Origin of the sequence: Myxococcus sp. AM009, from assembly GCF_013372605.1 — a bacterium.
Classification (GTDB): Bacteria; Myxococcota; Myxococcia; order Myxococcales; family Myxococcaceae; genus Myxococcus; species Myxococcus vastator.
Map to the genome: position 1 here is coordinate 1 of NZ_JABXEP010000098.1, position 24,213 is coordinate 24,213.

Genomic DNA, 24,213 nt, shown 5'->3' on the forward strand with positions numbered 1-24,213 from the left:
CCCTGCTGGGCGAGCTGGGCGAGGAATCGGCGGTGCGTGCGCGGGAGCACCTCCAGCGACTGTCCGCGCTGCCCTCCGCGCAGCGACAGGCGAAGGTGGCGGTGGAGTTCGGCGAGCGAGCGGATGCCGCTGCCCGGCTGCGGCGCCTCATGAGTGACGCGCCGCCCATGCTTCGCCGGGAAATCTTCCGGCGCCTGCCTCCATACCACCGGACCTTGTTTCCCGATGCGAGTCTGGCGCAGCAGGCGTCAGAGGCGCCTCCGGCGCAGGGGGCGCTGGCCGAGCGCCTGATTCGCGAGGCCACGCGCTGAGTCTGTCAGCGGCGCCGTCCCGGCCCGCGTACCCGGCGTCCCGCGCGCGGATGCCTGGCCCTCCCAACCCCGCGACTCCACGAGCCTGGCCTCTGGCGGGGGGCCTGCACAGGTGGGGTGCGTCCCGATGCAGCAGCGGAGCCATGGATGAATACCCGTATCGAACACGCCTCCAGCCGGAAGGTCCGCCCCCTGCGCCGCTTGGGAAGGCGCCGGCTGACTCGGGCGCACCTCGTGCTCGCGGAGCGCCCCCAGGCCGCGAGCCTCGGGCGGAATGCGCTGGAGGCGGTGACGACGGCCCTGACGCGGGAGCTCGGCTGTTCGGTACACGCGGAGGCCCGCTTTCTGGAGTCCGTCGTCTCGCCTTCGGCCGGACTGGGCGAGCCCGCGATTTTCGCGCTGCTGGAGCTGTCGGCGGTGGGAGGGACGGCGGTGTTGGAGCTGGAGCCCGCGCTCGCCTTCATGGGGCTGGAGCGCATCGCTGGCGCGGGGCAGCGGCCCGGCGTGGTGACGGAGCTGGCCCGGTTGGAGGAGGCGACGCTGGCCTATGTCCTGCTAGTCGCGCTCTCCGCGGCGCGGGCGGCGGGCGGGGCAGCTCCGTGGCTGGGGCCGCGGCTCGCGGGCGTGACGATGTCCAGGTCGGACGTGGTGGCGCGCTTGGACCCTCGTGAGCCGCTGGTGGGCATCGAGTTGATGGTGACGGTGGGCGAGTCGCGCGCGGGCGCGCGGCTGCTGCTGCCGTCACAGGTGGTCCAGACGGTGTTCCAGGCGCTTCCGGTGGAGCGTGCGTCGGGCATCGCGACAGAGGTGCTGGCCGCCTCGCTGGAGGCCCGGTGTCTCGTCGGCCAGACGCCGCTGTCCGCGAACGCGGTGGACGCGCTCGTGGAGGGGGACGTCGTCGTCTTCGAAGGCGTGCGCAAGCAGTCCGGCCAGCTCTTCGGGCCGGGCCGGCTGGTGACGCGCGGATTCGCGCTCTCGGGAGACTTCCTCGCCCAGGGCTTTTCACTGACCCGCGCGCAGGGGCGCGGGATTCCCCAGGAGTCGGACATGGTGGCCGTGAACAAGCAGGAGGAGGGCATGCCTCCGCTGCCCGTGGATGTGGAAATCGAGCTGACGCGGGTGATGATTCCCCTGTCGGAGCTCGCGGCGCTCAAGCCGGGCGCGCTGCTTCCCCTGCACATCAACGCAAGTGAGCCGGTGGTGCTGCGTGTGGGAGACCGCGCGGTGGCCCGCGCCGAGTTGGTGGAAATCGAGGGCGAGGTCGGCGCCCGCGTCCTGGCGCTGCTGCCGTGAGTCCCGTCATGAATGCACAGCGTTTCGTACATTCGCCGCGCTCGCGCTTGTTGTTGGCGGGGGCATTGGTGCTCGGGTTGGCGGTGCTGGGCCCGGTGGCTGGGGTCTCCACCACGGTGGTCGCGCGGTGGCTGCTGGGCGCTGTTGCGCTGGCCGTGCTGGGGTGGTGGTGGCACCGGCGGGGCGCTGTCGTCACGGGCGCAGCCTCGGCGCCACGGCTGACTGTCGTGTCGCGAGCGGGGCTGTCGCAGCGGTGTGGTGTGGCGCTCGTGGAGGTGGATGGGCGCGGCTACCTGGTGGCCTTCGGTGACGCGTTCGCGGAGATTCGCGAGACGGCATCACCGGCGCCGGAATTCGGCCGTGTCCTGGCGCAGGCCCGGCGGCCCATGCCCCGCACGATTCGGGGCAGGCGGGAGGGGCCATGAGCCACGGCTTGCTGGGAGCGCTCCTGCTGGTCCCCGCCGTGGCCGCCGCGGCGGAGCGCTCACTGTCGCGGATGTCGTACGCGGGCAGTCCCCTGTCGATGATGGGCATGCTCGCGGTGATGTCACTGCTGCCGTTCGCGGTGCTGATGCTGACGAGCTTCTCGAAGATTGCCGTCGTGTTGTCGCTGGCCCGCTCGGCCATGGGCACGCAGCAGGCGCCGCCCACCATCGTGCTGACGGGCCTGGCGGCGGTGCTCACCGGGCACATCATGGCCCCGGTGATGGAGCGCATGTATGACGCGGGGCAGGTGGCCTACGCCGAGGTTGCGTCGGGCTCCGGCGCGGAGATGCTCTCCGCGGCGAGCCGGGTGTCGGAGCCGCTGCGCGCCTTCCTGGTCAAACACGGGAGCGCTGAGGAGCGGGCGCGCTTCGTGGACCTGGCGCGCGAGCTGCGGCCGGTGGAGGAGCTGGAGGCGGTGCGGGAGACGGACCTCTTCGTCGTCATTCCGGCCTTCGTCCTCACCGAGCTGAAGGAAGCCTTTCAGATTGGCTTCCTCGTCTTCCTCCCGTTCCTCGTGCTGGACATGGTGATCGCCAACGTGCTGCTCGCGTTGGGCATGCAGACACTGTCACCCAGTCAGGTGAGCCTGCCCTTCAAGATTCTCCTCTTCGTCGCCGTGGATGGCTGGTCGCTGCTCGCGCGGGGCCTCATCCTCGGCTACCGGTGACGAAATGACCCAGGACGTCTTCCTCACCCTGGGACGTGAGGCCCTGCTGTTGATGGTGATGGCGTCGCTGCCGCCGATTGGCGCGAGCCTGGTGGTGGGGTTCTTGTCGAGCCTCTTCCAGGCCACCACCCAGCTTCAGGAGTCCACGCTGTCGGTGGTGCCCAAGCTGTGCGCGGCCGTCCTGGCGCTGGTCCTCGCCGGGCCCTGGATTGCCGGGCAGCTCACGCGGTTCACCCACCAGCTCCTGATGCTCATCTCCGAGGTCGCGGCATGAACCTGGAGCCGCTTCGCGCGTGGCTCGAGTCACTGGGGCCGGACATCGTCGTGGTGGCGCTGTGTGCCGCGCGGCTGCTGCCCATGACGTTCCTGTGTCCGCTGTTGGGCGGACAGGCCACGCCGACGATGGTCCGACTGGCCCTGGTGCTGTCCCTGTCGCTCTTCCTCCGGGTGGAGGCGGGCGTGGCGCTCGATGCGCCCGTCACGTCCTCGGTGGCCCTGGGAGGCCTGGTGATACGCGAGCTGCTCTACGGCACGTCCGTGGGGCTGGTCGCGGCACTCCCGTTCGATGCCGCGCGCATGGGGGGCCGCTTCATCGACCTGCTTCGTGGCACCTCCGCCGAGGCGAGCCTGCCCCTGGCGGGGAGTCGTGAGTCCGCGGCGGGGGAGGGGCTCTACCATCTGCTGGTGGCGCTGGTGGTCTCCGGCGGCATGTGGCCGCTCGTCATCTCCAGCGTGCTACGCGGGTTCGGCGTGGTGAAGCTCGGCGCCTTCGTTCCCACCGAGGCGGCCACGCTGCAGGTCGTCCTGCTGGCGGGCGCGGCCATGGCCACGGGGCTGGCGGTGGGGGCGCCCATCGCGGCGGCGGTGCTGACCGTGGACTGTTTCCTGGGCATGGCCTCGCGAGCGGCACCGCAGGTGAATCTGCAGGAGGTGGGGGCGCCGCTGAAGATTCTGGGCGGGGGCGCCTTGTTGTGGCTGGGGACGGGCGTGCTGTGTGAGCGGCTGCTGGCGGGCGTCCTGTCCGTGGAAGGCGCGCTGTCGCTGCTGGGGGAGGTGGCGCGGTGAGTGGGGAGAAGACGGAGAAGCCCAGCGCGAAGCGCCTTCGTGAAGCACGGCGCAAGGGGCAGCTTCCCCGCAGCCGTTTGCTGAACGCCAGCGCGGTGACGGCGGGTGGCTTGTTCGGGCTCACGGAGGCCGCTCCGGTGGGCATGGCGAGGCTCCAGGCCTGGACCGAGCACCTCTTCCTTGGACAGCAGGACCTTGGGGCGTGGCAGGAAGGCCTCTGGATTGCCGCGCGCTTCTGTGGCCCGGTGCTGGGAGGCGCGTTCGCCGCTGCGTTGCTCGTGTCCTTGGCCACGGTGGGCCTGGACGCCGACCTCCAGCATGTCGAGCCGAAGCTGGAGCGCATCAGTCTCGTGGCGGGCGTGCAGCGGCTCTTCAGTTGGCGCCCCTGGGTGGAGCTGGCGAAGACGCTGCTGATTGTCTGCCTCGTGGGGGCGCTCGTCTGGAGCGATGCGGAGGCGTCTGCCCCAGACGCGATGAAGACCGCGTGGTTGGGTGGTACGGAGGGCCTGCGCCTGGTGGTCGCGCACGTGTCCGGGCTCGCGGGCCGGCTGGCCTGTTTGATGGTGGTGCTGGGCGTGGGGGACTACGCGCTGGCCTGGCGGCGCCACCTCAAGGACCTGATGATGACTCGCGAGGAGATGAAGCGCGAGTACAAGGAGAGTGAGGGCGACCCGAGGCACAAGGGCCAGCGGAAGGCCCAGCATCGTCAGCTCGCGCAGGGCGGCGCGGCACGTGGGGTGCAAAAGGCGACCGCCATGGTCGTCAACCCCACGCACATCGCGGTCGCGCTCCGCTACGACGTCGACGAATGCGAGGCGCCCTACCTCGTGGCGAAGGCCCGGGAAGGGGATGCGCTCGCCCTGCGGGAGCAGGCACGCCGGCTCGGCATTCCGGTGGTGCGGGACATTCCCCTGGCACGCAGCCTCATCCACTACGACGTGGGCGAGCCCATTCCGGAGGAGCTGTACCAGGCGGCGGCGGTCGTCCTGCGCACGGCGATGGACGCGCGGGAGTTGGACGGCCATCCACGGAGACAGACGTCATGAACCCCCTCATGAAGGTATTGCTGAAGGCCCGAAGCTCCTCGGACGTGGTGCTGGCGGTCGCCATGGCAGCGATTCTGGGCGCGCTCATCATCCCCTTGCCCGCGTGGCTCCTGGACGCGGGGCTCGCCGTCAATCTGGCGGCGGCGGTGGCCCTGCTGGTGTCCGCGCTGCGTGCTCGGGACGCGTTGCAGGTGACGTCGTTCCCCACGCTGTTGCTGTTCACCACGCTGTTCCGGCTGGCGCTCAACGTGTCCTCCACACGGCTCGCGCTCGCGGAGGGGCACGCGGGAGACGTCATCGAGGCCTTCGGTGAGTTCGTCGTCCGAGGCGACTACGTGGTGGGCACGGTGGTGTTCGCCATCCTCACGCTGGTGCAGTTGCTGGTCGTCACCAAGGGCGCGGAGCGGGTGGCGGAGGTGTCCGCGAGGTTCACGCTGGACGCGATGCCCGGCAAGCAGATGTCCATCGACGCGGACCTGCGCGCGGGCGCCATCGACCAGACGCAAGCCCGGCGCCGGCGGCGGGACCTGGAGCGCGAGTCACAGATGTTCGGCGCCATGGACGGCGCGATGAAGTTCGTGAAGGGGGACGTGATTGCGGGCCTGGTCATCGTCGCGGTGAACCTGCTCGGAGGAACCGTCATTGGTGTGCTGCAGGGAGGCATGCCCCTGGCCGAGGCGGCGTCGACATTCGCGCTCATCGCGATTGGTGACGGGCTGGTGTCCCAGGTCCCCTCGCTGTGCATCGCCGTGGCCGCGGGCCTCGTCGTCACCCGGGTCGCCTCTGAGAAGGAGGACGACACGCTGGGGGCGGAGATTGGCGCCCAGTTCTTCGGAGAGGCGCGGACGCTCTGGGTGGTGGCGGGCCTGTGCGTCGCGCTGGCCCTGATGCCGGGAATGCCGCACGTGACGTTCCTGCTGCTGGCGGGAGGCCTGGGCGGGCTGGGCCACGTGCTGAGCCGGCCGGGTGGCTCGAAGGTCGAAGAGAAGGCCGGCGCGCCCGAGGAGGGCGTGGCGCCTGGCGCGGCGGGAGCGCCACCGGAGAGTGCAGCGTCGCCCGTGGGGGTCTCCCCGCTCACGCTGGACCTGGCGCTGGACCTGACGGTGCTGGCGGAAGCGGAGGGCTCCGCCTTCGTCCACAAGACGTTGAACGGCGTGCGGGACGAGCTGTTCTTCGAGCTGGGGGTTCGGGTGCCAGGCCTCCGGGTGCGCACGCAGGCCGCCTACCTGGGGCCTGGTGAGTACCGCGTCCTGGTGGATGAAGTCCCGGCGGGCGGAGGGCAGGTGCTGCCCGAGGCGCTCTACGCGCTGGCGCCTCCGGACGAGCTGGCATTCCTTCAGGTGAGCGCGGAGGCCGCGACGGAGCCCTCGAGTGGGAAGGTCATCAGCCGCATTCCAGAGTCGGCGCGAGTCCTGCTGGAGACGGCGCAAGTGCCGCTGCGGCGTCCGGGTGAGCTGGTCGCGGACCACGTGCGCGCCATCCTGCGGGTCCGCGCCGCGGACCTGCTGGGGCTGCAGGACGTCCAGGGGCTGCTGGAGGGGTTGGAGGCGCAGGCGCCCGTGCTCGTGAAGGAGGCGCTGCAGAAGGTGCCGCTGCCGCTGCTCACGGACGTGCTCCGCAAGCTGCTCCAAGAGGGCGTCAGCATCCGAGACTTGCGAGCCATCCTGGAGGCGCTGGTGTCGCCGACGACGGAAGGGGATGCCGTCGCGCTCGCGGAGCGCTGCCGGCAGGCGCTGCGGCGTTACCTCAGCCACAAGTTCGCGCCCACCGGGCCGCTGTACGCGTACCTCGTGGACCCGGAGGTGGAAGAGGTGCTGCGCGGCATGGGCCCGCGAGGCCTGGCGCCCGACCCGGAGCGGGTGGCGGAAATCCTCGAAGGCGTGCGTCAGGTGGCCACCGAGGGACGGGCCGTGCTGCTCACCGCTCCGGATGTCCGGCGGCCCCTGCGCAGGCTGTGCGAGGGCGCATTCCCGGAGGTCGCGGTGCTCACCTATGGCGAACTGGACGGAGCCCTACAGATTCGCCCCATCGGTCGGCTGTCGCCGGTGACGGTGGGGCGCTGAGGGAACTGGGCTTAGAGCCCCGTGCCCGTGTTGCCCGGCCCCTTGCTTTCGGGAAGCGAGGGCAGCTCCGTCTGGGCCTGCTGGGGCGCCGGACGGTTGACGCGGTCGCGCAGCTCCTTGCCCGTACGGAAGAGCAGGCCGCGCTTGGGCTTCACCGGGATGACCTGGCCCGTCTTCGGGTTGCGGCCCTGGTAGCCCTGGTAGTTCTTCACGTGAAAGGCACCGAGCCCGCGAATCTCGATGTTCTCGCCGCGGCAGAGGGCATCCTTCATCGACTCGAAAATCGTCTCGACGGTGGCCTCAGCCTGCTTCTGCGTCACGCCCCTCTTGGCCACGAGGATGTTGATCAGATCGGACTTGAGCATCGGACGCTCCCGCAAACCCGGTGACCCCTTGGAAACAGGGCGCTCTGGCCCGTGGTCGAATCCTGAAAACATAACAGAACACTTCCTTCGTGCAAGCAGGGTGAGCTTCCAACCACCCAGAACCTCTACGGATTTCCCCCCGCGGCCACCCTGGGCGGTGGTGCGGGAGCAGGCTCGGCCAGTCCTGGACGGAGCGGCACCACCAGGTCCAGCCATCGGGTGCGACGTAGCAGGTCGACCCCGGCGCAGTCAGCTGCCTGGAAGAGGGGCTCCATCTGTTCGAAGCCGGGCGCCCGTGGCCCGCTCCAGCCCTCCGCGCCCCCGGTGAGCATCACACCGTGCACGGCAAGCGTGGTGTCCGCCAGCGTGAGGGCAGCCGGGTCCTTCGCGGGACGCAGGCCCCCTTTGCGGAGGCGCTCCAGCAGCTCGGCGGCCACCATGCGGTCGACGACCTCGTGGACAAGCGACTCGGGGACGCGCAGCCGCGTCGCCAGCTCACGGGGCGAGGGAGGCTGCAGTCCGTCCACCCAGGCCAGGGTGGCCTCCTGGGCGACGCGGGCGGCGACCAGCTCGTGCGCGCGCGGGTGGCTCCCAAAGGCGAAGAGGGAGTGCCGGAAGGCGGTGTGCTCCACGGCATAGGAGAGCCGGGCGCCAAAGAGCACCAGCAGCCAGCTCACGTAGACCCAGGCCAGGAACAACGGGAGCGCGCCGAGCGAGCCGTAGAGGGGGTTGTACTGGAAGCTGCGCTCCGCGAACGCGGCGTACACCTGCTTGGCGAACGTCCACCCCAGGCCGGCCACCAGTCCGCCGGCGAGCGCGGACCGGACGCGGACATGCGCATAGGGCGTCCAGTAGTAGAGCAGCGTGAGGCTGGTCACGGTGACGAGCGTGGTGCCCAGCAGGATGAAGGCGCTGGCGTAGGGCGCGTGGCTCTGCAGGAAGACGCGGACCTTGCCCGTTCCGGAGAAGGACAGCGCGAGGAAGAAGGGCCCCACGAGCAGGAGGCCCGAGTAGATGAGCAGCCGGATGCGCCACGGCCGCTGCCGCCGGATGCCCCACAGCTCGTTGACGGCGCCGTCGAGCTGCCGCAGCAGCGAGCCGGCGGACAGCAGCACCGCCAGGAAGCCCACGCTGCCCATGGCGACGGTGTGCGTGGGGTTCAGGAAGCGGTCGAGGAACTGGGAGGACTTGCCGCGGACCCCGGGGTTGAGCACCTCGCTGACGACGAAGCGCAGCTTCTCCTTGAACTCCTCCTGGTGGAAGGCCGTCAACAGCACCAGCGCCACCGTCAGGAGGGGCACCAGGGAGAACATGCTGACGTAGGTCAGCGCGGCGGCACGGAGCCGGAGGTTCTCCCCGCGGAAGCCCTGGGCCACCGTCTTCGCGGCCAGGAAGGTGTCCGTCGCGAACAGCCCCACGGGCGTGTGCCGCACGGGCGCCCAGAGCCGGGTGGCCTGGGTGGACAGCCGCTCACGGAGGTGACGGAGCCAGGGCAGCGGCGTCAGCTTCACCAGTTCCCTCACGAGGCCCGGCCGCGCCAGGCGCGGGCCTGACGGAGGCGGAGGGAACGTGGCCCCAGGAGGGGCGATACGTGCTCGGAGCGTGTGGACATCATCCGTGTGACATGGCCGGCCCGTGAGGCGGGAGCCGCCTTGGGGCATGGACGCTCACGCTAGCGAATCCACGGCAGCCAGGGCCAGCCCACCCCGGTTCGAGGTAGCTGGCCAGCGTACACAAGCCGACACGGAGCGGGGCTTGGTGTGCACCGGCCAGCGACTTCCGCCAGGCCCCGCCGCCGGCTCCCAGCCCCGTCCATGAATCCACAGGGAGGGCAGGGCGCCGACGACTGACACGGCGGAAGGAGAACTCAGGTCGTGCCGCCTGAAGGCTCCGAACCACCACCCGAGGACGGAGGCGGCGTCGAGCCACCAGCGCTCTCGCCTCCACCGGACGCGTTCTGCGAGCCGCCGCGCTCTCCGCCCCGCTCGCCGCGCTCGTTGCGCTCGCCGCCGCGCTCACCGCCCCGGTCCCTGCCTCCGCCGCTACCACCGCCGCGGCGGCCCTGCTCCTGGCGGCCGAAGCCTCCGCCATTGCTGTCGGGCTTGCGCTGCTGCATGGCCAGCTCGCCATCACCCGAGCCGGGCGACGAGGCCACCTTGTGCTCCGGGCCGGAGGCCGAGCGTCCGTAGATGTCGTACTGCTCGCGGTGGTAGTTCTGCTGCGCCTTGACCTGGATGGACTTGTTGTACCGGTCCATCAGGTGCCGCAGCTCGTTGCGCTCCTCGCCCTGGAGCAGGCGCGCCACTTCCGCGTTGCAGTTGATGACCAGCGTGGAGTCCTTGTAGCCCGGCGCCTCGCGGCGAATCTCCCGGAAGATTTCGTAGGCCACGGTGGTGGCCGTCTTCACGAAGCCGTTGCCGTCGCAGTACGGGCAGTCCTCGTGGAGCATGCGGCCAATGGACTCGCGCACGCGCTTGCGCGTCATCTCCACGAGGCCCAGCTCGGAGATGCGCAGCACGTTCGTCTTGGCCTTGTCGCGGCCCAGCGCTTCCTGCAGCGCCTTGAAGACCTTGTCGCGATTCTGCGCCTTCTCCATGTCGATGAAGTCGCAGATGATGATGCCGCCGATGTTGCGCAGCCGGAGCTGGTAGACAATCTCCTTGGCCGCCTCGACGTTGATCTTGGTGATGGTCTCCTCGAGGCTCTTCTTGCCGACGTAGCGGCCCGAGTTGACGTCGATGGCGGTGAGCGCCTCGGCCTGGTCGATGATGAGGTAGCCGCCGCTCTTCAGCCACACCTTGCGCTGGGTGGCGCGCTGGAGCTCCTGCTCGATGCCGTACGCGTCGAAGACGGTGTCGTCGCCCTCGTGCAGCGCGACCCTGTCTCGCAGCGCCGGGTCCTGCGCGGTGACGAAGCCGAGGATGCGCTCGTACTCCTCGCGGTCATCGACGACGAGCTTCTCCACGTCGTGCGCGAAGAGGTCGCGCGTGGCGCGCAGGATGAGGTCCAGGTCGGGGTGCAGCAGGCCGGGGCCGCCGCGCTTCTCGTTCTTGCGCACCACCTGGTTCCACACCTCGATGAGGAACCGGATGTCGCTCTCGAGCTTCTCCTGCGGCACGTTCTCCGCGACGGTGCGGACGATGAAGCCCGTCCCGGGCGGGCGCAGGCGGTCCACGACTTCACGCAGACGCCGGCGCTCCTTCTCGTTGGAGATGCGGCGGCTGATGCCCACGTGGTCCACCGTGGGCATGAACACCAGGTGCCGGCCAGGGATGGAGATGTGCGAGGTGAGCCGCGCGCCCTTGGTGCCGATGGGGTCCTTGGAAATCTGGACGACGACTTCCTGGCCCACCTTCAGCAGGTCCTCAATCTTGTCGGTGCGGCGCGGCTTGACCTTCTCCTTGTCGTCGTCGCGCTTGTCGCCCCAGCGCTTCTCCTCCTGCGGCCGGCGGCCCTTTTCCTTCTCGCCGCGCTCCTTCTCCCGGCTCCGGGGCTCACGGGCCTCACGGGCCTCGCGCGGCGTGCGGCGCTCGCCGGAGACCTCGGAGGGCTTCGCCGCCTGGGCACCCTCCGCGGCGGGCGAGGGGATGATGTCTCCCAGCGCGGCGGCCGAGGGGGGAGGGGGCTCGACGGGAAGACCGGTGGCTTCGCCCTCGGCCACTTCCACGGCGGCTTCACCGGGCGTCTCCACCGCGACCGCGGCGGGCTCGGACGCCGCGGCCACGGCCAGCGCCGCCTCGGGCGACTCCACCTGCGCGGCCGGCTCCACGGCGGCCTCGGTCACCTGCGGCTCGGAGGAGGGCGCGGCCACGGCCTCGCCACTCACCGGTGCGGGCGCCGCCTCCACGGGCGCTGCCGTGGACGGCTCGACCGCGACAATCTGCTCCGGCGTGACGGGCTGCGCGGCCGACTCGGCGGCCACCACTGCCTCCGCCCCGGCTGCCGGCGCTTCCTCCGCGGGCGCCGCCGGCGTCTCCGCGCCCGGCGGCGTCACAGACGGGGCGTTGGCGGCCAGCTCCAGGGCGGTGTCGCGCGGCAGCGACTCGGTGGACGCCGCGGCGGGCTCGAAGTGGGCGTCCTCCGGCTCCGACGCCACGTGACGGGGCGCGTGCCGGGCGGCGGCCTCCGCGGCCTCGGCCTCGGTCTCATCCGGGACGTCCGGCGCATCCTCGTGCTCGCCTTCAGTCAGCTCGAACTGCGCGCGCGCGAAGTCGGGGTCGTAGACGACGTCACTGACATAGAGGAACGCGGCCTTCTCCAGGCCAATGTCCACGAAGGCGGCCTGCATGCCGGGGAGCACCCGGACGACGCGGCCCTTGTAGATGTTCCCGACGACGCCCTTGTCCTTCTTACGCTCGAGGTAGAACTCCGCGATGTGTCCGCCCTCGACGAGCGCGACGCGCGTCTCGCGACCCGCGGCGTTGATGACCAGGATGCTGCTCATGGATGAATCCTGCTGGCGCGCGCGGTAGGGCGGACCTCACCGGACGGGCGGCGGCGAGACGCCGCGCCTCCGAGCGCGCTGCGAAGGGAGAGGCGGCCTCCGGCGGGCCTACAGCGAGCGCCACCGGCCCGGGCATTCCGGGCACGGCTGGGGGCGCGCTGTCGAGGACCGAGGGGACCACCGCCTGCTCCTCCGAGTTCATTGGCGCCCCGCATTGCGACCGGCACCGTGCCGGGCGAGGCCTTGTCTTCACAACGCGTTCGAGCTTCCCCACGACGCACGTGCCGCCCGCTCTTCTATCCACACCCGGTCGGTGCCCATCGTGGGCCACCTTGGGGGGGCGACTGGAGCCTCGGTGCGGCTGACGCGGCCAGAGGAGCCGGGAACGCAACCCGTCAAAATCCCTACCAGACGTTGACCCCCGACAACGCGGGGCGTCACACAACCGTCCAGAAACACGAGGAGTTTTTCACGGCCCCCCGGGTGTGTAAAGCCGAGAAACGGCATCCATTCACTGTCAGGCAGATGCCGGGCGGCTACCCGGCAGGGCGTCAGGCCTGGGCAGGGGCTTGCTTGCGCTCCCCTGGCTTGTCCAGTCGCCCTCGGGGCCGCCGCACCAGCCGGAGGCCTGTCCAGGTGGCGTCGATGGTGCAGATTTTGTTGTCCACCAGACCGATGTCCAGGGCCGCGTGGCGGACGAAGTCCTCGGAGAGGCCCCGGCGGGCATTTTCGCCTCCTGGCCAGCACACCCAGATGCCGCCGGTGAGGGCCATGGCGCGGGCCAGGGCCGGCAGCCGCTGCACCAGCTCCTGCGGGTCCTGGGTGAAGAAGAGGATGACATCCAGGCCCGTCACCGCGGTGATGAGGAACTCCACCCCATCCGGCAGCGGGTTGAGCTTCTGCACGAAGCCCCGCGGCGGGTTGATGACGGAGACCTTGGACCCGGCCCGGATGCCCAGCATGGCCGGAAGGGAGGCCAGCGCGTAGGGCGTCATGACGTGCGCTCCACGTTGAATTGACTGAACTGGCCGGTGGCCTCGTCGTCCGTGCGCTGAACGCCCGAAACCCGGGCCTGCGGCGGACCGCGGTGACACCAGCGGATGAATTCCTCGAGCACGGCGGGCTCCCCTTCCACGACGGCCTCCACGGCCCCGTCCGGCCGGTTGCGCACCCAGCCTGTCAGACCCAGGCGTGTGGCCTCAACGCGGGCGCTCTCCCGGAAGAAGACGCCCTGCACCTTGCCTTCGATGCGCAGCGAAGCTCGCCGCGTGCCACTCATGGACCGCCCCATCCTCTAGGCGTTCGTCTGCAGCATCTGCAGGAACGCCTGCTCGTCCAGGATTCTTACCCCGAGTTCCTGGGCCTTCTTCAGCTTGCTGCCCGCATCCTCGCCGGCCACGATGAAATCGGTCTTGCGCGAGACACTTCCGGCGACCTTGCCGCCCCGGCGCTCGACCTCCTCCTTGGCCTGCTCCCGCGTCATACCCGTCATCGCGCCGGTGAGCACCACCGACTTGCCCACGAAGGGGCCTCCCGTGGCGACCTGGGGCGCCGCGGGCGTGACACCCGCCGCCAGCAGCGCGCGGATGGCCTCCTGGTTCTGGGGCTCCTGGAAGAAGGTGTGGATGACCTGGGCCATGATGGGGCCCACGTCCTTCACCCGGGAGATGTCCTCCAGGCTGGCACCAAAGAGCGCCTCCGACTGGGGGAAGGCCTCCGCCAGCGCCTTGGCGGTGGCGTCACCCACGTGACGGATGCCCAGGGCATAGAGGAAGCGGCGCTGCGTGGTCTGCTTGGAGCGCTCCAGTGACGCGACGAGGTTGTCCGCGCTCTTGTCGCCCATGCGCTCCAGCGTCAGCAGGTTCTCCTTGGTGAGCGCGTAGAGGTCCGCGAACGCCTTCACCCTGCCGGTGGACACCAGCTGCGCGGCCAGCTTGTCGCCCAGGCCTTCGATGTCCATGGCCAGGCGGCTGGCGAAGTGGCGGATCTTCTCCACCAATTGCGCGGGGCACGAGGCGCCCGTGCAGCGGATGATGGCGCCGTCCTCGTCCTTCGTCGCCACCGCGTCGCAGACGGGGCAGTGCTTGGGGAACTCGAAGGGGGCGGAGTCCGCGGGGCGCCTGGACAGCACGACGGAGACGATTTCCGGAATCACGTCACCGGCGCGGCGCACGAAGACGGTGTCGCCCTTGCGCACGTCCTTGCGGCGCAGCTCGTCTTCGTTGTGCAGCGTGGCACGTGCCACCGTCACGCCGCCCACCTTCACCGGCTTGAGGTGCGCCACCGGCGTCAGCGCGCCCGTGCGGCCCACCTGGATGCCAATGTCCATCACCTCCGTGGACTCCTCCTCCGGCGGGAACTTGTAGGCCACCGCCCAGCGGGGGCTCTTGGAGACCTGGCCCAGGCGCTTGCGCTGGTCCTCGTCATCCACCTTCACCACCATGCCGTCCACCTCGAAGGGCAGCTCGTGGCGGCCCTTGAGGGAGGCGTCATAGGCCTCGCGCACGCCCTCCAGGCCGTCGGCGCGGCGGTATTGGTTGATGGGCAGGCCCAGCGTCTTGAGGTACTCCAGCTTCTCGATGTGCGTCTTGAAGCCGGGCACGCCTTCACCCGGGACGCATTCGTAGAGGAACACGGAGAGAGGCCGTGCGGCCGTCATGCGCGGGTCCAACTGGCGCAGGCTGCCGGCGGCGGCGTTGCGTGGGTTGGCGAAGAGCGGCTCACCTTCCTCTTCGCGCTTCTCGTTGAGCTTCTGGAAGTCCTTCTTGCGGATGAAGACCTCGCCGCGCACCTCCAGCACGTCCGGCACCTTCACCCCGTCCTGGGGGAACAGCGACATGGGGAGGCTGCGGATGGTGCGCAGGTTGCCGGTGACGTCCTCTCCCGTGGTGCCGTCGCCACGGGTGGCGCCCTGGACGAAGGCGCCCTTTTCGTAGCGCAGCGCGATGGCGAGCCCGTCCAGCTTGGGCTCACAGACGTAGGCGACGCCTGGCAGTCCCAGCAGCTTGCGGATGCGCTCGTCGAACTCGATGAGGCCCTGGTCCTCGAAGATATTGGCCAGCGAGAGCATGGGCGCCCGGTGCACCACCTCGCCGAACGCCTCGGCCGCCGCGCCGCCCACGCGCTGGGTGGGCGAGTCCGGCGTCTGGAGGCTCGGGTGCTTCGCCTCCAGGTCCTGCAGCTCGCGCATCAGCGTGTCGTATTGCGCGTCGCTGACCTCGGGCGAGTCGAGGACGTAGTAACGGTAGTTGTGGTGCGCCAGCTCACGGTGGAGCTCACGGGCTCGGGCTGCGGCTTTCTGGAAGTCGTCCACGGTTCGCGGTCCTTACTCCAAAACACGGCGCGGCGGCGCGTGCCTCGAAAGGCGGCCACTCTACGGTTCCGACTGACAAGGTCCGGTCGCCGGCTCCGGAAGTCCCGCACGGCCGGCTGGAAATGGGGGCCCGGGGGGGCGTGTTGCTTAGCTGGAAGCGATGCAACCGCGGCCTTCAAGATGCCTTGACAGGCCAGGAGGGGGTCAATAACGTCCCTCGCGGTTCATGGCGCAGGTGTATCCGACGGCGCCGACTCTTCTCCCAACCACAAGGCTCACGCCCGCGCAGTCCCTTCCTGGGATTCCGGCGGGGCCGTCCTCCTGGAAGGTGCTTCCGAGGGCTGCGCGGACGTCTCCCCCCGCCATTCCACCTGTCCGAGTCCTCGGGCGCATCACTCCTCCCTAAGCGTTACAGACATGCGTAAAGCCCGTACTTCGAGAGAGAAGGCTGCTGACACCGATGTCCCCGTCGAGGCGGACACGGAGAAGCCCCGCCGCAAGCGCGCCGCGAAGACGGTGGAGCGGGACGAGGCCGAAAAGCCCGCCCCGCGCGCCCGTCGCAGCGCCGCCCGCCGCGACGACGAGCCCAGCGCCGAGGTCGAGGAGGCCCCCGCCGAGCCGCCCCGTCCGGTGCTCACCCCCATCTCCCGCCCGGTGCGGGACGACGACCTCCAGGAGGCCCGCATCTCTGGCGAGGCCGCAGAGCCGGCCGCCACCCTGCCGCCGCCTCCGGAGCCGCCCGAAGCCCCCGCCATCACGGAAGTCACCCGCGACGGCGAGCCCATGCAGGTCATCAAGCTCAATGACCTGAAGCGGATGAAGATCACCGACCTCTCGAAGATGGCGCACGACGTGGGCGTCGAGGGGTACCAGGGCCTGAAGAAGCAGGACCTCATCTTCGCGCTGCTGGGCGGCATCGCCGACAAGCGCTTCGAGGTCCACGCGGAAGGAGTAATGGAACTGCTCAGCGACGGCTTCGGCTTCCTGCGCAGCGCCGACAGCGACTACCAGCCCAGCCCGGACGACATCTACGTGTCCCCGTCGCAGGTGCGCCGCTTCAACCTGCGCCCCGGCGACACGGTGACGGGCCCCATCCGCCAGCCCCGCGAGGGCGAGCGCTTCTTCGCGCTCCAGAAGGTGGACAAGGTCAACTTCGCGGACCCGATGTCGGACGCGGCGCGCGAGCGCATCCTGTTCGACAACCTCACGCCGCTCTATCCGACGCGCAAGCTCAAGCTGGAGCACGAGGCGTCGGAGATGACCACGCGCATCATCGACATGTTCTGCCCCATCGGCCTGGGCCAGCGCTGCCTCATCGTGGCGCCGCCGAAGGCCGGCAAGACGGTGCTGCTGCAGAACATCGCGCACGCCATCAGCCGCAACCACCCGGACGTGTACCTCATCGTGCTGCTCGTGGACGAGCGCCCGGAAGAGGTGACGGACATGGAGCGCAACGTGCGCGGCGAGGTGGTGTCCTCCACCTTCGACGAGCCCGCAACGCGCCACGTGCAGGTGGCGGAGATGGTCATCGACAAGGCCAAGCGCCTGGTCGAACAGAAGTACGACGTCTGCATCCTGCTGGACTCCATCACCCGTCTGGCGCGCGCCTACAACACGGTGGTGCCCGCGTCCGGCAAGATTCTGTCCGGCGGCGTGGACGCCAACGCGCTCCACAAGCCCAAGCGCTTCTTCGGCGCCGCGCGCAACATCGAGGAGGGCGGGTCGCTGACCATCATTGGCACCGCGCTCATCGACACCGGCAGCCGCATGGACGAAGTCATCTTCGAGGAGTTCAAGGGCACGGGTAACTCCGAAATCGTCCTGGACCGGAAGCTGATGGAGAAGCGCATCTTCCCGACGCTGGACATCAACAAGTCCGGTACGCGCAAGGAGGAGCTGCTGCTCGGCCCGGGAGACCTGGTGCGCATCACCGCCCTGCGGCAGGTGCTCCACCCGTTCACCCCCATCGACGCGATGGAGTTCGTGCTCAAACACATGCGGCCCACCCCGTCGAATGCGGACTTCCTCGGGTCGATGAACCGGTAGAGAGTGTCCGGGCAAGGGGTGTCCATTGCTCAGACACGGACGTTTCCGCCTGCTCACCCTCGTGCTGGGGGTGACGCTGGGCGGCGGTGGAGTGGGGTGTGACGGCCTGGAGGACCTGCCGCTGGAGGACGTTCCCCCGGTGCTGTCCGACCAGACGTGTTACTCGGACGACGACTGCGTGGCCAACGCGTGTTGTGGGCTGGGGACCGCCGTCACGCACGCGGACGAAGGGCCGACGTGCGGCGCCCCCTGCACCAGTGGCTGCCCGGAGGGCTCCATCGACTGCGGGCGTTGCATCCCCACCTGCCGTGAAGCGCGCTGCGCCGCCGCCTGTCAGTAGGGCTCAGGCGGCGGGCGGCTGACGTTCGGCGGGCAGCGGGCCGGGCGTGGCCAGGGCCACCGCGGGCGCGGGCTGGGCCATGAGCCGCGCGTAGTCGAAGCACGCCACCAGGACGGACGCCACGGGCACCGCGAAGAGGGCGCCCACCAGCCCGAAGAGCCGCTCTCCGGCGATGAGGGAGAAGGCGACGATGACGGGGTGCAGGTGCGCCGCCTGCCCCATGATTTTGGGGTTGAGGAAGTAGGCCTCCAGCGCGTGGATGCCGATGATCCACGCCAGGATCGCCAGCCCCTTCTGGAAGCCGTCCGCCAGCGCGATGAGGACGATGGGCACCGAGCTGAGGATGGTGCCGAAAATCGGGATGAGGCTGAAGAAGGTGGCGATGGTCGCCAGCAGGAACGCGAACTTCACGCCGAACAGCAAGAGGCCGATGAACGTCAGGATGCCGTTGACGATGCAGATGGTGACCTGGCCGCGCACCACGCCGGACAGCGAGCGGTCGATGCGCTCCAGCAGCTGCCGCGCGTCGGTGGCGTACTCCGGCGGAATCAGCGTGCCGAAGTAGTGGCGGATGGCCTGCGCGTCGATGGAGAAGAACGCGGCCACCATCAGCACGAAGAAGAGCATGAAGACGCCCGTGGCCACGCTGGTGACGATGTTGCGGGACACGTTGACGATGTCGCCCAGGTTCTCCTGCACCAGGATGGACACGCGCTTCACCGCGTCCCCCAGGAACTGCTCCAGGTCCAACGCGAAGCCGAAGGTGCTGTTGCTGCTCTCCGCGTCCGCGCCCTCCAGCGCGCGGTTGGAGAGCGCCACGGGAATGCCCCGCGTGCTGAGCCACGTCTCCGAGCGCTGCGCGAGCTCCTGGACCTGCTCCGGAGTGAGCGTGTTGGCGAACGTCACCGCCTCACGGCTGACGCGCGACAGCTCGCGGTAGAGCTGGGGCGCCAGCGCGACGATGAAGAGGTACACGCCCACGAAGAAGCCGGCGTAGATGAGCAGCAGCGCCGCCCAGCGCGGCACCGGCCGACCGGCCACCTTCACCCGGGAGATGCGTCCCACCAGCGGCTGCACCAGGTAGGCGATGAGCGCGGCGCCCGCGAAGGGCATCACCACCGAGCGGAAGGCCAGCAGGACCAGCGCCATGCTCAGCCACAGCGCGCCCAAGAGGAGCAGGCGCTTGCGTCGGTTGGCGGAGGTGGCGGAGTCCAAAGGCTGCGGCGACATGCGGTCTGGCTTACGGCAGTGCCCTCCCGGTGACAAGGGCCGCCACGCGCGCGCGCCCCGCCCACGTCCTGGGAGGGGGATGGTGCCCATTCAACATTTCACCGGGCGACCTGGTGGCGGCTCAGGCGCTGGGCACCGGGAAGGCGCTGAGCTTCGACTGGAGCCGCACCAGGCAGTCGCGCATGTGCTTGCGTTTGACGCGTCCCTCGGTGGCCTCGCCCAGGCCCAGCATCTGCTCGGTGAGCCAGCGGCTGAGCAGCAGCAGGGGCAGCCGGTCGCCCGGCACCAGGCCCCGCTCCAGGTAGCGCTTGTTGCGCATGTAGTCGTCGTAGGCGTCCGTCTCTCGCGCCAGCTCCCAGTGGGCCAGCCGGAAGGCCTCCGTGTAGACGGCGCCGGACGGCCGGGGCCGGGGCTCCGTGAAGAGCGGCGCGAAGTGGCCCCCGGTGTCCAGGTCCAGCTCCTCGACGGGGGGGGGCCACTGCTGCAGGTCTTTGTGCAGCAGCTTCGCCACCTCCTCCAGGAGGTGCTCCAGCAGGGAAACCGGTTTGAGGTCGAAGAGGTGGTCCCAGCGCGACGCCATGGCTTCTTCTCTACCTCAAATCCCGGCGTCGGCCGTGCCCGCGTCGGGGACGCCCGCGTCACCGTCGCCCGTGCCCGCGTCGGTGCCGCCGTCGTCCGGGCCCACGCCCTGGCAGCAGGGGGGCACCTGCGCGAAGTAGAGCGCCGACTGGGAGCAGGACACGCGGAGGTCGCGGCGGTAGGCGCTGCAGCCGGTGACGAAGCTGTCGCTCCCGCAGGTCGGCGGGGCCGCGGTCGCCGGGTCGCAGGCCTCCAGGGTGACGGCGCACACGGCGCGGGAGCGGTAGAAGCGCGCGTCATTGCGGTCGCCGGGGACGACGGTGCACGTCGTGCGCTCGGTGCACTCCTGGAGGATGGGGCCGCTGGAGCACGGGCCCACCGTGCACTCCGGCTCGCAGTTGAGCGCTTCCGAGCCGTCACAGCGGGGCGCCTGGGTGCACAAGTCCTCCGAGCACGCGGTGGTGAGCAGGGCGAGGAGCAGGGTCGGCAGGGCGAGACGGGACACGGGGGCCTCTGTCAGGTCAGGGGAAGCGCTCGAGGAAGTTCAGCAGGATTCTACGGCCCGCGGGAGAGGGCGTGAGGCCCGCCAGCAGCTGACGGACATGTTCGCCGGGCGCGGCGCCGCGCGCCACGGAGGCTCGCTCCAGACCCTCCCGGCGGGCCTCGATGACGGCGCGAAGGGTGTCCACGCCGGCCTCCGGATGGAACTGCACGCCGCGCACGTTGGGGCGGAAGGCCAGCGCCTGCGCGGCCGTGTTCGCGTTGCCCGCCAGCACCCGGGCGCCGTCGGGGAGGTGCGAGACGATGTCCTCGTGCGTCGCCTGCACGGTGAAGCGCTCCGGCACGCCGTCGAAGAGCGGGTCCTGCTTGCCGGCCTCGGTGAGCGTCACCTCGACGCTGCCCGTCTCCCTCCCTTGGGGATTGCGTGAGACGCCGCCGCCATACGCATGCGCCAGGAGCTGCTGACCGAAGCACACGCCCAGCACGGGCGTGCCCCGCTCACCGGCCTCCACCATGAAGTCCGCGGCGCGCCGCATCCACGGCGCGGGCGCCGTCACCGACAGCGGCGAGCCCGTCATCATCACCGCGTCGTAGCCCTCCGCGCGCGTGGGCAAGGGTGCGCCTTGGTGCACCGGGACGACGTCGAAGCGGTAGCCGGAAAGTCCAATGGTTTGCAGAAACCACCGGTCGTAGTCGCCGATGCAGACGCGCACCGACTGGGCCGCGTCACCGGCTTTCAGCAAGAGGACGTTCTTCACCGTCGTAGGTTGCCGCATTGCGTTCTCAGTCCTACCGTGTCGTGCCCCGCGTGTCCGTTCCTGGCCAGTCGCAGAGGAGCGCTCCCGTGTGCTTCGAGGTACCCACATGACCGGCGCCCGTTGGCTCACCTGCTCATCCATCGTCCCCAGTCTGTGCATGGCCGGGCGGCGGGTGGAGCCCCGGGCGTCAGGCGTTTCCAGCAAGAGAGGGGATTGAATCGATGCCGACCCGACCCAAGGCGAAGGTCCTGACCCACCCTGCCATGGCCCGCCGGGTTCGCGGCAAGGCGTCGCGTGCGCCCGCGCGAGGTCCGGCGGCGCGGGACGCGGCGAGCATGGACTCGCTGCGCCAGTGGCTGGACGAGAAGGGCATCCAGAAGGTGAAGGTGGGCGCGGTGGACGTCGACGGCGTCTGGCGCGGCAAGTACATCTCCCTGGAGAAGTTCCTCGGCGCCGCCCAGGGCGGCCTGGGCTTCTGTGACGTCGTCTTCGGCTGGGACTTGAGCGACGACCTGCTCGACAACACCGAGGTGACGGGCTGGCACACCGGCTACCCGGATGCCCACGCGAAGGTGGACCTGTCCACCGGCCGCGTCATCCCCTGGGAGCCGGACACCGCGGCGTTCCTGCTCGACTTCGAGAACCCCGACGGCACGCCCTTCGAGGCGAGCCCCCGGCAGCTCCTCCAGAAGGTGGCCGCCCGCGCGCGGGCGCTGGGGTACCTGCCGCGCTTCGGCGCGGAGTACGAGTTCTTCATCTTCAAGGAGCAGCCGCAGAGCCTGCGGGACAAGGGCTTCCAGGACCTGACGCCGCTGACGCCGGGCATGTTCGGCTATTCGTGGCTGCGCACGTCGCTCAACGCGCCGCTGGTGCATGCGCTCATCGACGGGTGCAACGCCTTCGGCCTGGGCATCGAGGGCTTCCACACGGAGACGGGGCCGGGCGTCTTCGAGGCGGCCATCCGCTACGACGACATCGAGAAGTCGGCGGACAAGGCCGCGCTCTTCAAGACGGTGGTGAAGGAGATTTGCGCCCGCCACGGCCTCACCGCGTGCTTCATGGCGAAGGTGAACGCGAAGCTGCCCGGGTGTTCGGGGCACGTCCACCAATCGCTGTGGGATTTGGACGGGGCGAACAACCTCTTCCACGACGCGAAGGCGCCGCGCGGCATGAGCACGCTGCTGCGCCACTACATCGGCGGGCAGGTGGCGCTGATGCCGGAGCTCACCGCGCTCTACTGGCCCACCATCAACAGCTACAAGCGCAGCGTGGAGAACACCTGGGCGCCCACCACCGTGACGTGGGGCCTGGAGAACCGCACCACCGCCCTCCGCGTCATCGGTGAGAACGCCAAGGCGATGCGTGTGGAGTACCGGCAGCTGGGCGCGGACATGAACGCGTACATCGGCATGGCGGTCAGCCTGGCCGCGGGCTTGTGGGGCATCGAGAACGAGGTGGAGCCGCCCGCGCCCTGCGAGGCCAACGCCTACGCGAAGAACGACGCGCCGCCCTTGCCCCGCAACCTCAAGGACGCGGTGGCGCTGCTGAAGGGCAGCGAGCGCGCGCGGGAGCTGCTGGGCGACGGCTTCGTGGACCACTTCGTGCGCACGCGCGAGTGGGAGGTGCGTCAGTACGAGCGCGCCGTCACCAACTGGGAGTTGGAGCGTTACCTGGAGCTCATCTGATGAGCGCGAATGAGGCAGCCGCCATGAAGCCGTTCGACCTTCCCTCCGAGCCGCGCGTCACCGAGATGGCGTGGCCCACGCGCATCGTCTTCGGCGCCGGCGCGCTGCTGCGCCTGCCCGCGCAGGCCCAGCGCCTGGGCATCCAGCGTCCGCTGCTGGTGACGGACGCGGGCGTGGTGAAGGCGGGGCTGGCCGCGCGCGTGGCGGACGTGCTCAAGGCGGCGGGGCTGGCCTGCGAGGTCTTCGACCGCGTGGAGCCCAACCCCACCGAGCGCGACGTCTTCGCGGGCCTGGAGGCGTACCGGAGCCACGCCTGCGACGGCATCGTCGCGCTGGGCGGCGGCAGCGCCCTGGACGCGGGCAAGCTGATTCAGCTCCTCACCACGCACGAGCCGCCGCTCAGCCGCTACGACGACGCGAAGGGCGGCGACCAGTACGTGCGCGATGACCTGCCGCCGCTCATCGCGATTCCCACCACCGCGGGCACGGGCTCCGAGGTGGGGCGCTCGGGCGTGGTGACGCTAGAGGACACGGGCCGCAAGACGGTCATCTTCAGTCCGCACCTGCTGCCGCGCGCCGCCATCTGCGACCCGGAGCTGACGCTGGGGCTGCCGCCGGGCGTCACGGCGGCCACGGGCATGGATGCCTTCACCCACTGCCTGGAGGCGTACCTGGCCAATGGCTTCCACCCGCTGGCGGACGCGGTGGCCATCGACGGCATCCACCGCGTGGGCCGCTCGCTGGAGACGGCGGTGCGCGACGGCAAGGACCTGGCCGCGCGCACGGACATGATGGTGGCGGCGATGGAGGGCGCCATGGCCTTCCAGAAGGGCCTGGGCGCCTGCCACGCGCTGGCCCACGCGCTCACGCCCGTGGCCAACGTGCACCACGGCCTGGCCAACGCCATCGTCCTGCCCGTGGTGATGGAGTTCAACCGCGCTGTCTGTACGGCGCGGCTGGCCCGGGTCGCGGTGGCGCTGGGGGACACGACGCAGGCGCGCGAAGAGGTGCTCGCGGCCAACGCCATCGACCGGGTGCGCAAGCTCAACGCGGCGGTGGGCATCCCCTCGCGGCTGCGCGACGCGGGCGTCCAGGAGAAGGACCTGGAGCGAATCGCCAAGAAGGCCTTCCAGGACGCCTCGCACCTGAGCAACCCGCGGAAGGTGTCGCAGGCGGACCTGCTGGCCATGGCGCGCGAGGCCTACTGAGCCGCCGCCCGCCGGGGGAGGGGCGTCCCCCGGCGCACCGCTTCACGGCTCAGGGCGCGTCGTCCATGGCGCCCATGCCGCCCTCGGTGCCGCCATCCGACAGCACCGGGGCGCCCGTGTCCTCGGGTTCGGGGTCTCCCCCCGCGCCCACCACGGTGCCCGTCACGGGCGTGCCGCCTTCCTCGGGGGTGAACTCCAGCGTCTCCACGAACACGCGGCCGGGCAGGCGCAGGTCCATGGCGTTGATGCGCTCCTGGCCGCGAAGCTCGTAGAGCTGCTGCGCCACCGGGCCCGCGGGGATGCGTTCGTCGGAGAAGAAGATGTACATACGGACCTTCCCCTCCTGCACGGGGATGCGGAAGCTCGTGTGCGCCACGGGCTTGTTCGCATCACAGCGGATGGAGCGGTTCTCCCGCGTCAGCGTGAGCTGCCGGATGACGCCCTTCTCGGACACCGTGTACAGCATGCAGTAGGGGAGCTGGTCGTCGGAGGGGATGACCTCCACCGTGGCCCCCCCCGTCTTCCGCAGCTGTGCCCGCGTGGGCCTGTCCGTCGACTTCTTCCCGTCACAAGCCGCGCCACACAGCGCGGCCACCGCCAACAACCCAGTCCAGCGCCTCATGTGTCCCTCCCGGGGTGTGGAAGAGCCTTCACCTGCCACCCCCAGCCTACTTCGGAGCCTCGCCCTGGGGGGAGGTCAGGGGTTGTCCTGTGACAGGGCGCGCCACCGGCAACGACCGCCAGTGCACACCTCAGCCGGGCGGACGCGCGCACGCACGGCGTCATGTCCTCCGCGCGCGCCGCGGACGCGCT

Annotated in this window: 22 protein-coding genes and 1 pseudogene; 12 read left to right on the forward strand and 11 right to left on the reverse strand. The window is 70.2% G+C overall.

Translation table 11 applies throughout. From position 1 onward, the window contains the following. The 8 genes and pseudogenes from HV824_RS22800 to HV824_RS22835 all read left to right on the forward strand — a co-directional run. Positions 1–311, forward strand: a pseudogene (locus tag HV824_RS22800) (hypothetical protein); the annotation flags it as partial. Positions 312–458: 147 nt separating this feature from the next. Then, complete coding sequence (sctQ, locus tag HV824_RS22805) at positions 459–1,604, forward strand: type III secretion system cytoplasmic ring protein SctQ (RefSeq protein WP_255208260.1); 1,146 nt, start codon at positions 459–461, stop codon at positions 1,602–1,604. Positions 1,605–1,612: 8 nt separating this feature from the next. Beyond that, a complete protein-coding gene (locus tag HV824_RS22810) occupies positions 1,613–2,029 on the forward strand; it encodes a hypothetical protein (protein ID WP_176419259.1) in 417 nt (138 codons plus the stop codon). Beyond that, positions 2,026–2,757, forward strand: coding sequence for a type III secretion system export apparatus subunit SctR (sctR, locus tag HV824_RS22815; RefSeq protein ID WP_176419260.1), 732 nt, complete (start codon positions 2,026–2,028; stop codon positions 2,755–2,757). The genes HV824_RS22810 and sctR overlap by 4 nt, the downstream gene beginning before the upstream one ends. A 4-nt stretch (positions 2,758–2,761) precedes the next feature. Then, positions 2,762–3,031: a flagellar biosynthetic protein FliQ gene (locus HV824_RS22820; protein WP_011555600.1), complete on the forward strand. Its 270-nt coding sequence runs from the start codon at positions 2,762–2,764 to the stop codon at positions 3,029–3,031. Then, on the forward strand, positions 3,028–3,822 hold the full coding sequence (locus HV824_RS22825; RefSeq protein ID WP_176419261.1) for an EscT/YscT/HrcT family type III secretion system export apparatus protein: 795 nt from the start codon (positions 3,028–3,030) through the stop codon (positions 3,820–3,822). The genes HV824_RS22820 and HV824_RS22825 overlap by 4 nt, the downstream gene beginning before the upstream one ends. Further along, positions 3,819–4,868, forward strand: a complete 1,050-nt coding sequence (locus tag HV824_RS22830) for an EscU/YscU/HrcU family type III secretion system export apparatus switch protein (RefSeq protein WP_176424205.1) — start codon at positions 3,819–3,821, stop codon at positions 4,866–4,868. The genes HV824_RS22825 and HV824_RS22830 overlap by 4 nt, the downstream gene beginning before the upstream one ends. Continuing rightward, positions 4,865–6,931 carry a flagellar biosynthesis protein FlhA gene (locus HV824_RS22835; protein ID WP_176424206.1) on the forward strand — a complete coding sequence of 689 codons (2,067 nt, stop codon included), beginning with the start codon at positions 4,865–4,867 and terminating at the stop codon, positions 6,929–6,931. Before HV824_RS22830 ends, HV824_RS22835 begins: the two co-directional genes overlap by 4 nt. 11 nt (positions 6,932–6,942) lie before the next feature. Here the strand turns inward: HV824_RS22835 and HV824_RS22840 are convergent, their stop codons facing one another. The 6 genes from HV824_RS22840 to ligA form a co-directional block, all read right to left on the reverse strand. Continuing rightward, positions 6,943–7,296, reverse strand: coding sequence for an HU family DNA-binding protein (locus HV824_RS22840; protein WP_163782702.1), 354 nt, complete (start codon positions 7,294–7,296; stop codon positions 6,943–6,945). A gap of 125 nt (positions 7,297–7,421) precedes the next feature. Continuing rightward, positions 7,422–8,819, reverse strand: coding sequence for a YhjD/YihY/BrkB family envelope integrity protein (locus HV824_RS22845; protein ID WP_176419264.1), 1,398 nt, complete (start codon positions 8,817–8,819; stop codon positions 7,422–7,424). 344 nt (positions 8,820–9,163) lie between these two features. Beyond that, positions 9,164–11,740, reverse strand: coding sequence for an Rne/Rng family ribonuclease (locus HV824_RS22850; RefSeq protein ID WP_176424207.1), 2,577 nt, complete (start codon positions 11,738–11,740; stop codon positions 9,164–9,166). Positions 11,741–12,291: 551 nt separating this feature from the next. Then, complete coding sequence (locus tag HV824_RS22855; protein ID WP_176419266.1) at positions 12,292–12,735, reverse strand: DUF3052 family protein; 444 nt, start codon at positions 12,733–12,735, stop codon at positions 12,292–12,294. Next, on the reverse strand, positions 12,732–13,031 hold the full coding sequence (locus tag HV824_RS22860) for an acylphosphatase (protein WP_176419267.1): 300 nt from the start codon (positions 13,029–13,031) through the stop codon (positions 12,732–12,734). The genes HV824_RS22855 and HV824_RS22860 overlap by 4 nt, the downstream gene beginning before the upstream one ends. A gap of 3 nt (positions 13,032–13,034) precedes the next feature. Further along, positions 13,035–15,053 (reverse strand): NAD-dependent DNA ligase LigA, encoded by a 2,019-nt coding sequence (ligA, locus tag HV824_RS22865; RefSeq protein ID WP_176419268.1) that lies wholly within the window; start codon positions 15,051–15,053, stop codon positions 13,035–13,037. Between the two features lie 417 nt (positions 15,054–15,470). Between ligA and rho the strand changes: the two genes are divergently transcribed. Next, complete coding sequence (rho, locus tag HV824_RS22870) at positions 15,471–17,099, forward strand: transcription termination factor Rho (protein ID WP_176424208.1); 1,629 nt, start codon at positions 15,471–15,473, stop codon at positions 17,097–17,099. A gap of 25 nt (positions 17,100–17,124) precedes the next feature. Then, positions 17,125–17,439, forward strand: coding sequence for a hypothetical protein (locus HV824_RS22875; protein ID WP_176419270.1), 315 nt, complete (start codon positions 17,125–17,127; stop codon positions 17,437–17,439). A gap of 3 nt (positions 17,440–17,442) precedes the next feature. Here HV824_RS22875 and HV824_RS22880 read toward each other — a convergent pair whose 3' ends face one another. The 4 genes from HV824_RS22880 to HV824_RS22895 form a co-directional block, all read right to left on the reverse strand. Continuing rightward, on the reverse strand, positions 17,443–18,669 hold the full coding sequence (locus HV824_RS22880; protein ID WP_176419271.1) for an AI-2E family transporter: 1,227 nt from the start codon (positions 18,667–18,669) through the stop codon (positions 17,443–17,445). Positions 18,670–18,790: 121 nt separating this feature from the next. Beyond that, a complete protein-coding gene (locus HV824_RS22885) occupies positions 18,791–19,249 on the reverse strand; it encodes a hypothetical protein (RefSeq protein ID WP_176419272.1) in 459 nt (152 codons plus the stop codon). 15 nt (positions 19,250–19,264) lie between these two features. After that, the gene (locus HV824_RS22890) at positions 19,265–19,753 is read right to left on the reverse strand and encodes a hypothetical protein (RefSeq protein ID WP_176424209.1); all 489 of its coding nucleotides are present in this window, start codon (positions 19,751–19,753) and stop codon (positions 19,265–19,267) included. Positions 19,754–19,769: 16 nt separating this feature from the next. Further along, positions 19,770–20,525: a glutamine amidotransferase gene (locus HV824_RS22895; protein ID WP_176419273.1), complete on the reverse strand. Its 756-nt coding sequence runs from the start codon at positions 20,523–20,525 to the stop codon at positions 19,770–19,772. A 203-nt stretch (positions 20,526–20,728) separates the two neighbouring features. Here HV824_RS22895 and HV824_RS22900 point away from each other — a divergent pair, with 203 nt between their 5' ends. Both HV824_RS22900 and HV824_RS22905 read left to right on the forward strand, forming a co-directional pair. After that, positions 20,729–22,192: a glutamine synthetase family protein gene (locus HV824_RS22900; RefSeq protein WP_255208261.1), complete on the forward strand. Its 1,464-nt coding sequence runs from the start codon at positions 20,729–20,731 to the stop codon at positions 22,190–22,192. A 23-nt stretch (positions 22,193–22,215) separates the two neighbouring features. Then, positions 22,216–23,400, forward strand: a complete 1,185-nt coding sequence (locus HV824_RS22905; protein ID WP_176419274.1) for an iron-containing alcohol dehydrogenase — start codon at positions 22,216–22,218, stop codon at positions 23,398–23,400. 49 nt (positions 23,401–23,449) lie between these two features. On the opposite strand, the gene HV824_RS22910 is transcribed toward HV824_RS22905, so the two are convergent. Beyond that, positions 23,450–24,022: a hypothetical protein gene (locus HV824_RS22910; protein ID WP_176419275.1), complete on the reverse strand. Its 573-nt coding sequence runs from the start codon at positions 24,020–24,022 to the stop codon at positions 23,450–23,452. Positions 24,023–24,213: the final 191 nt, after the last annotated feature.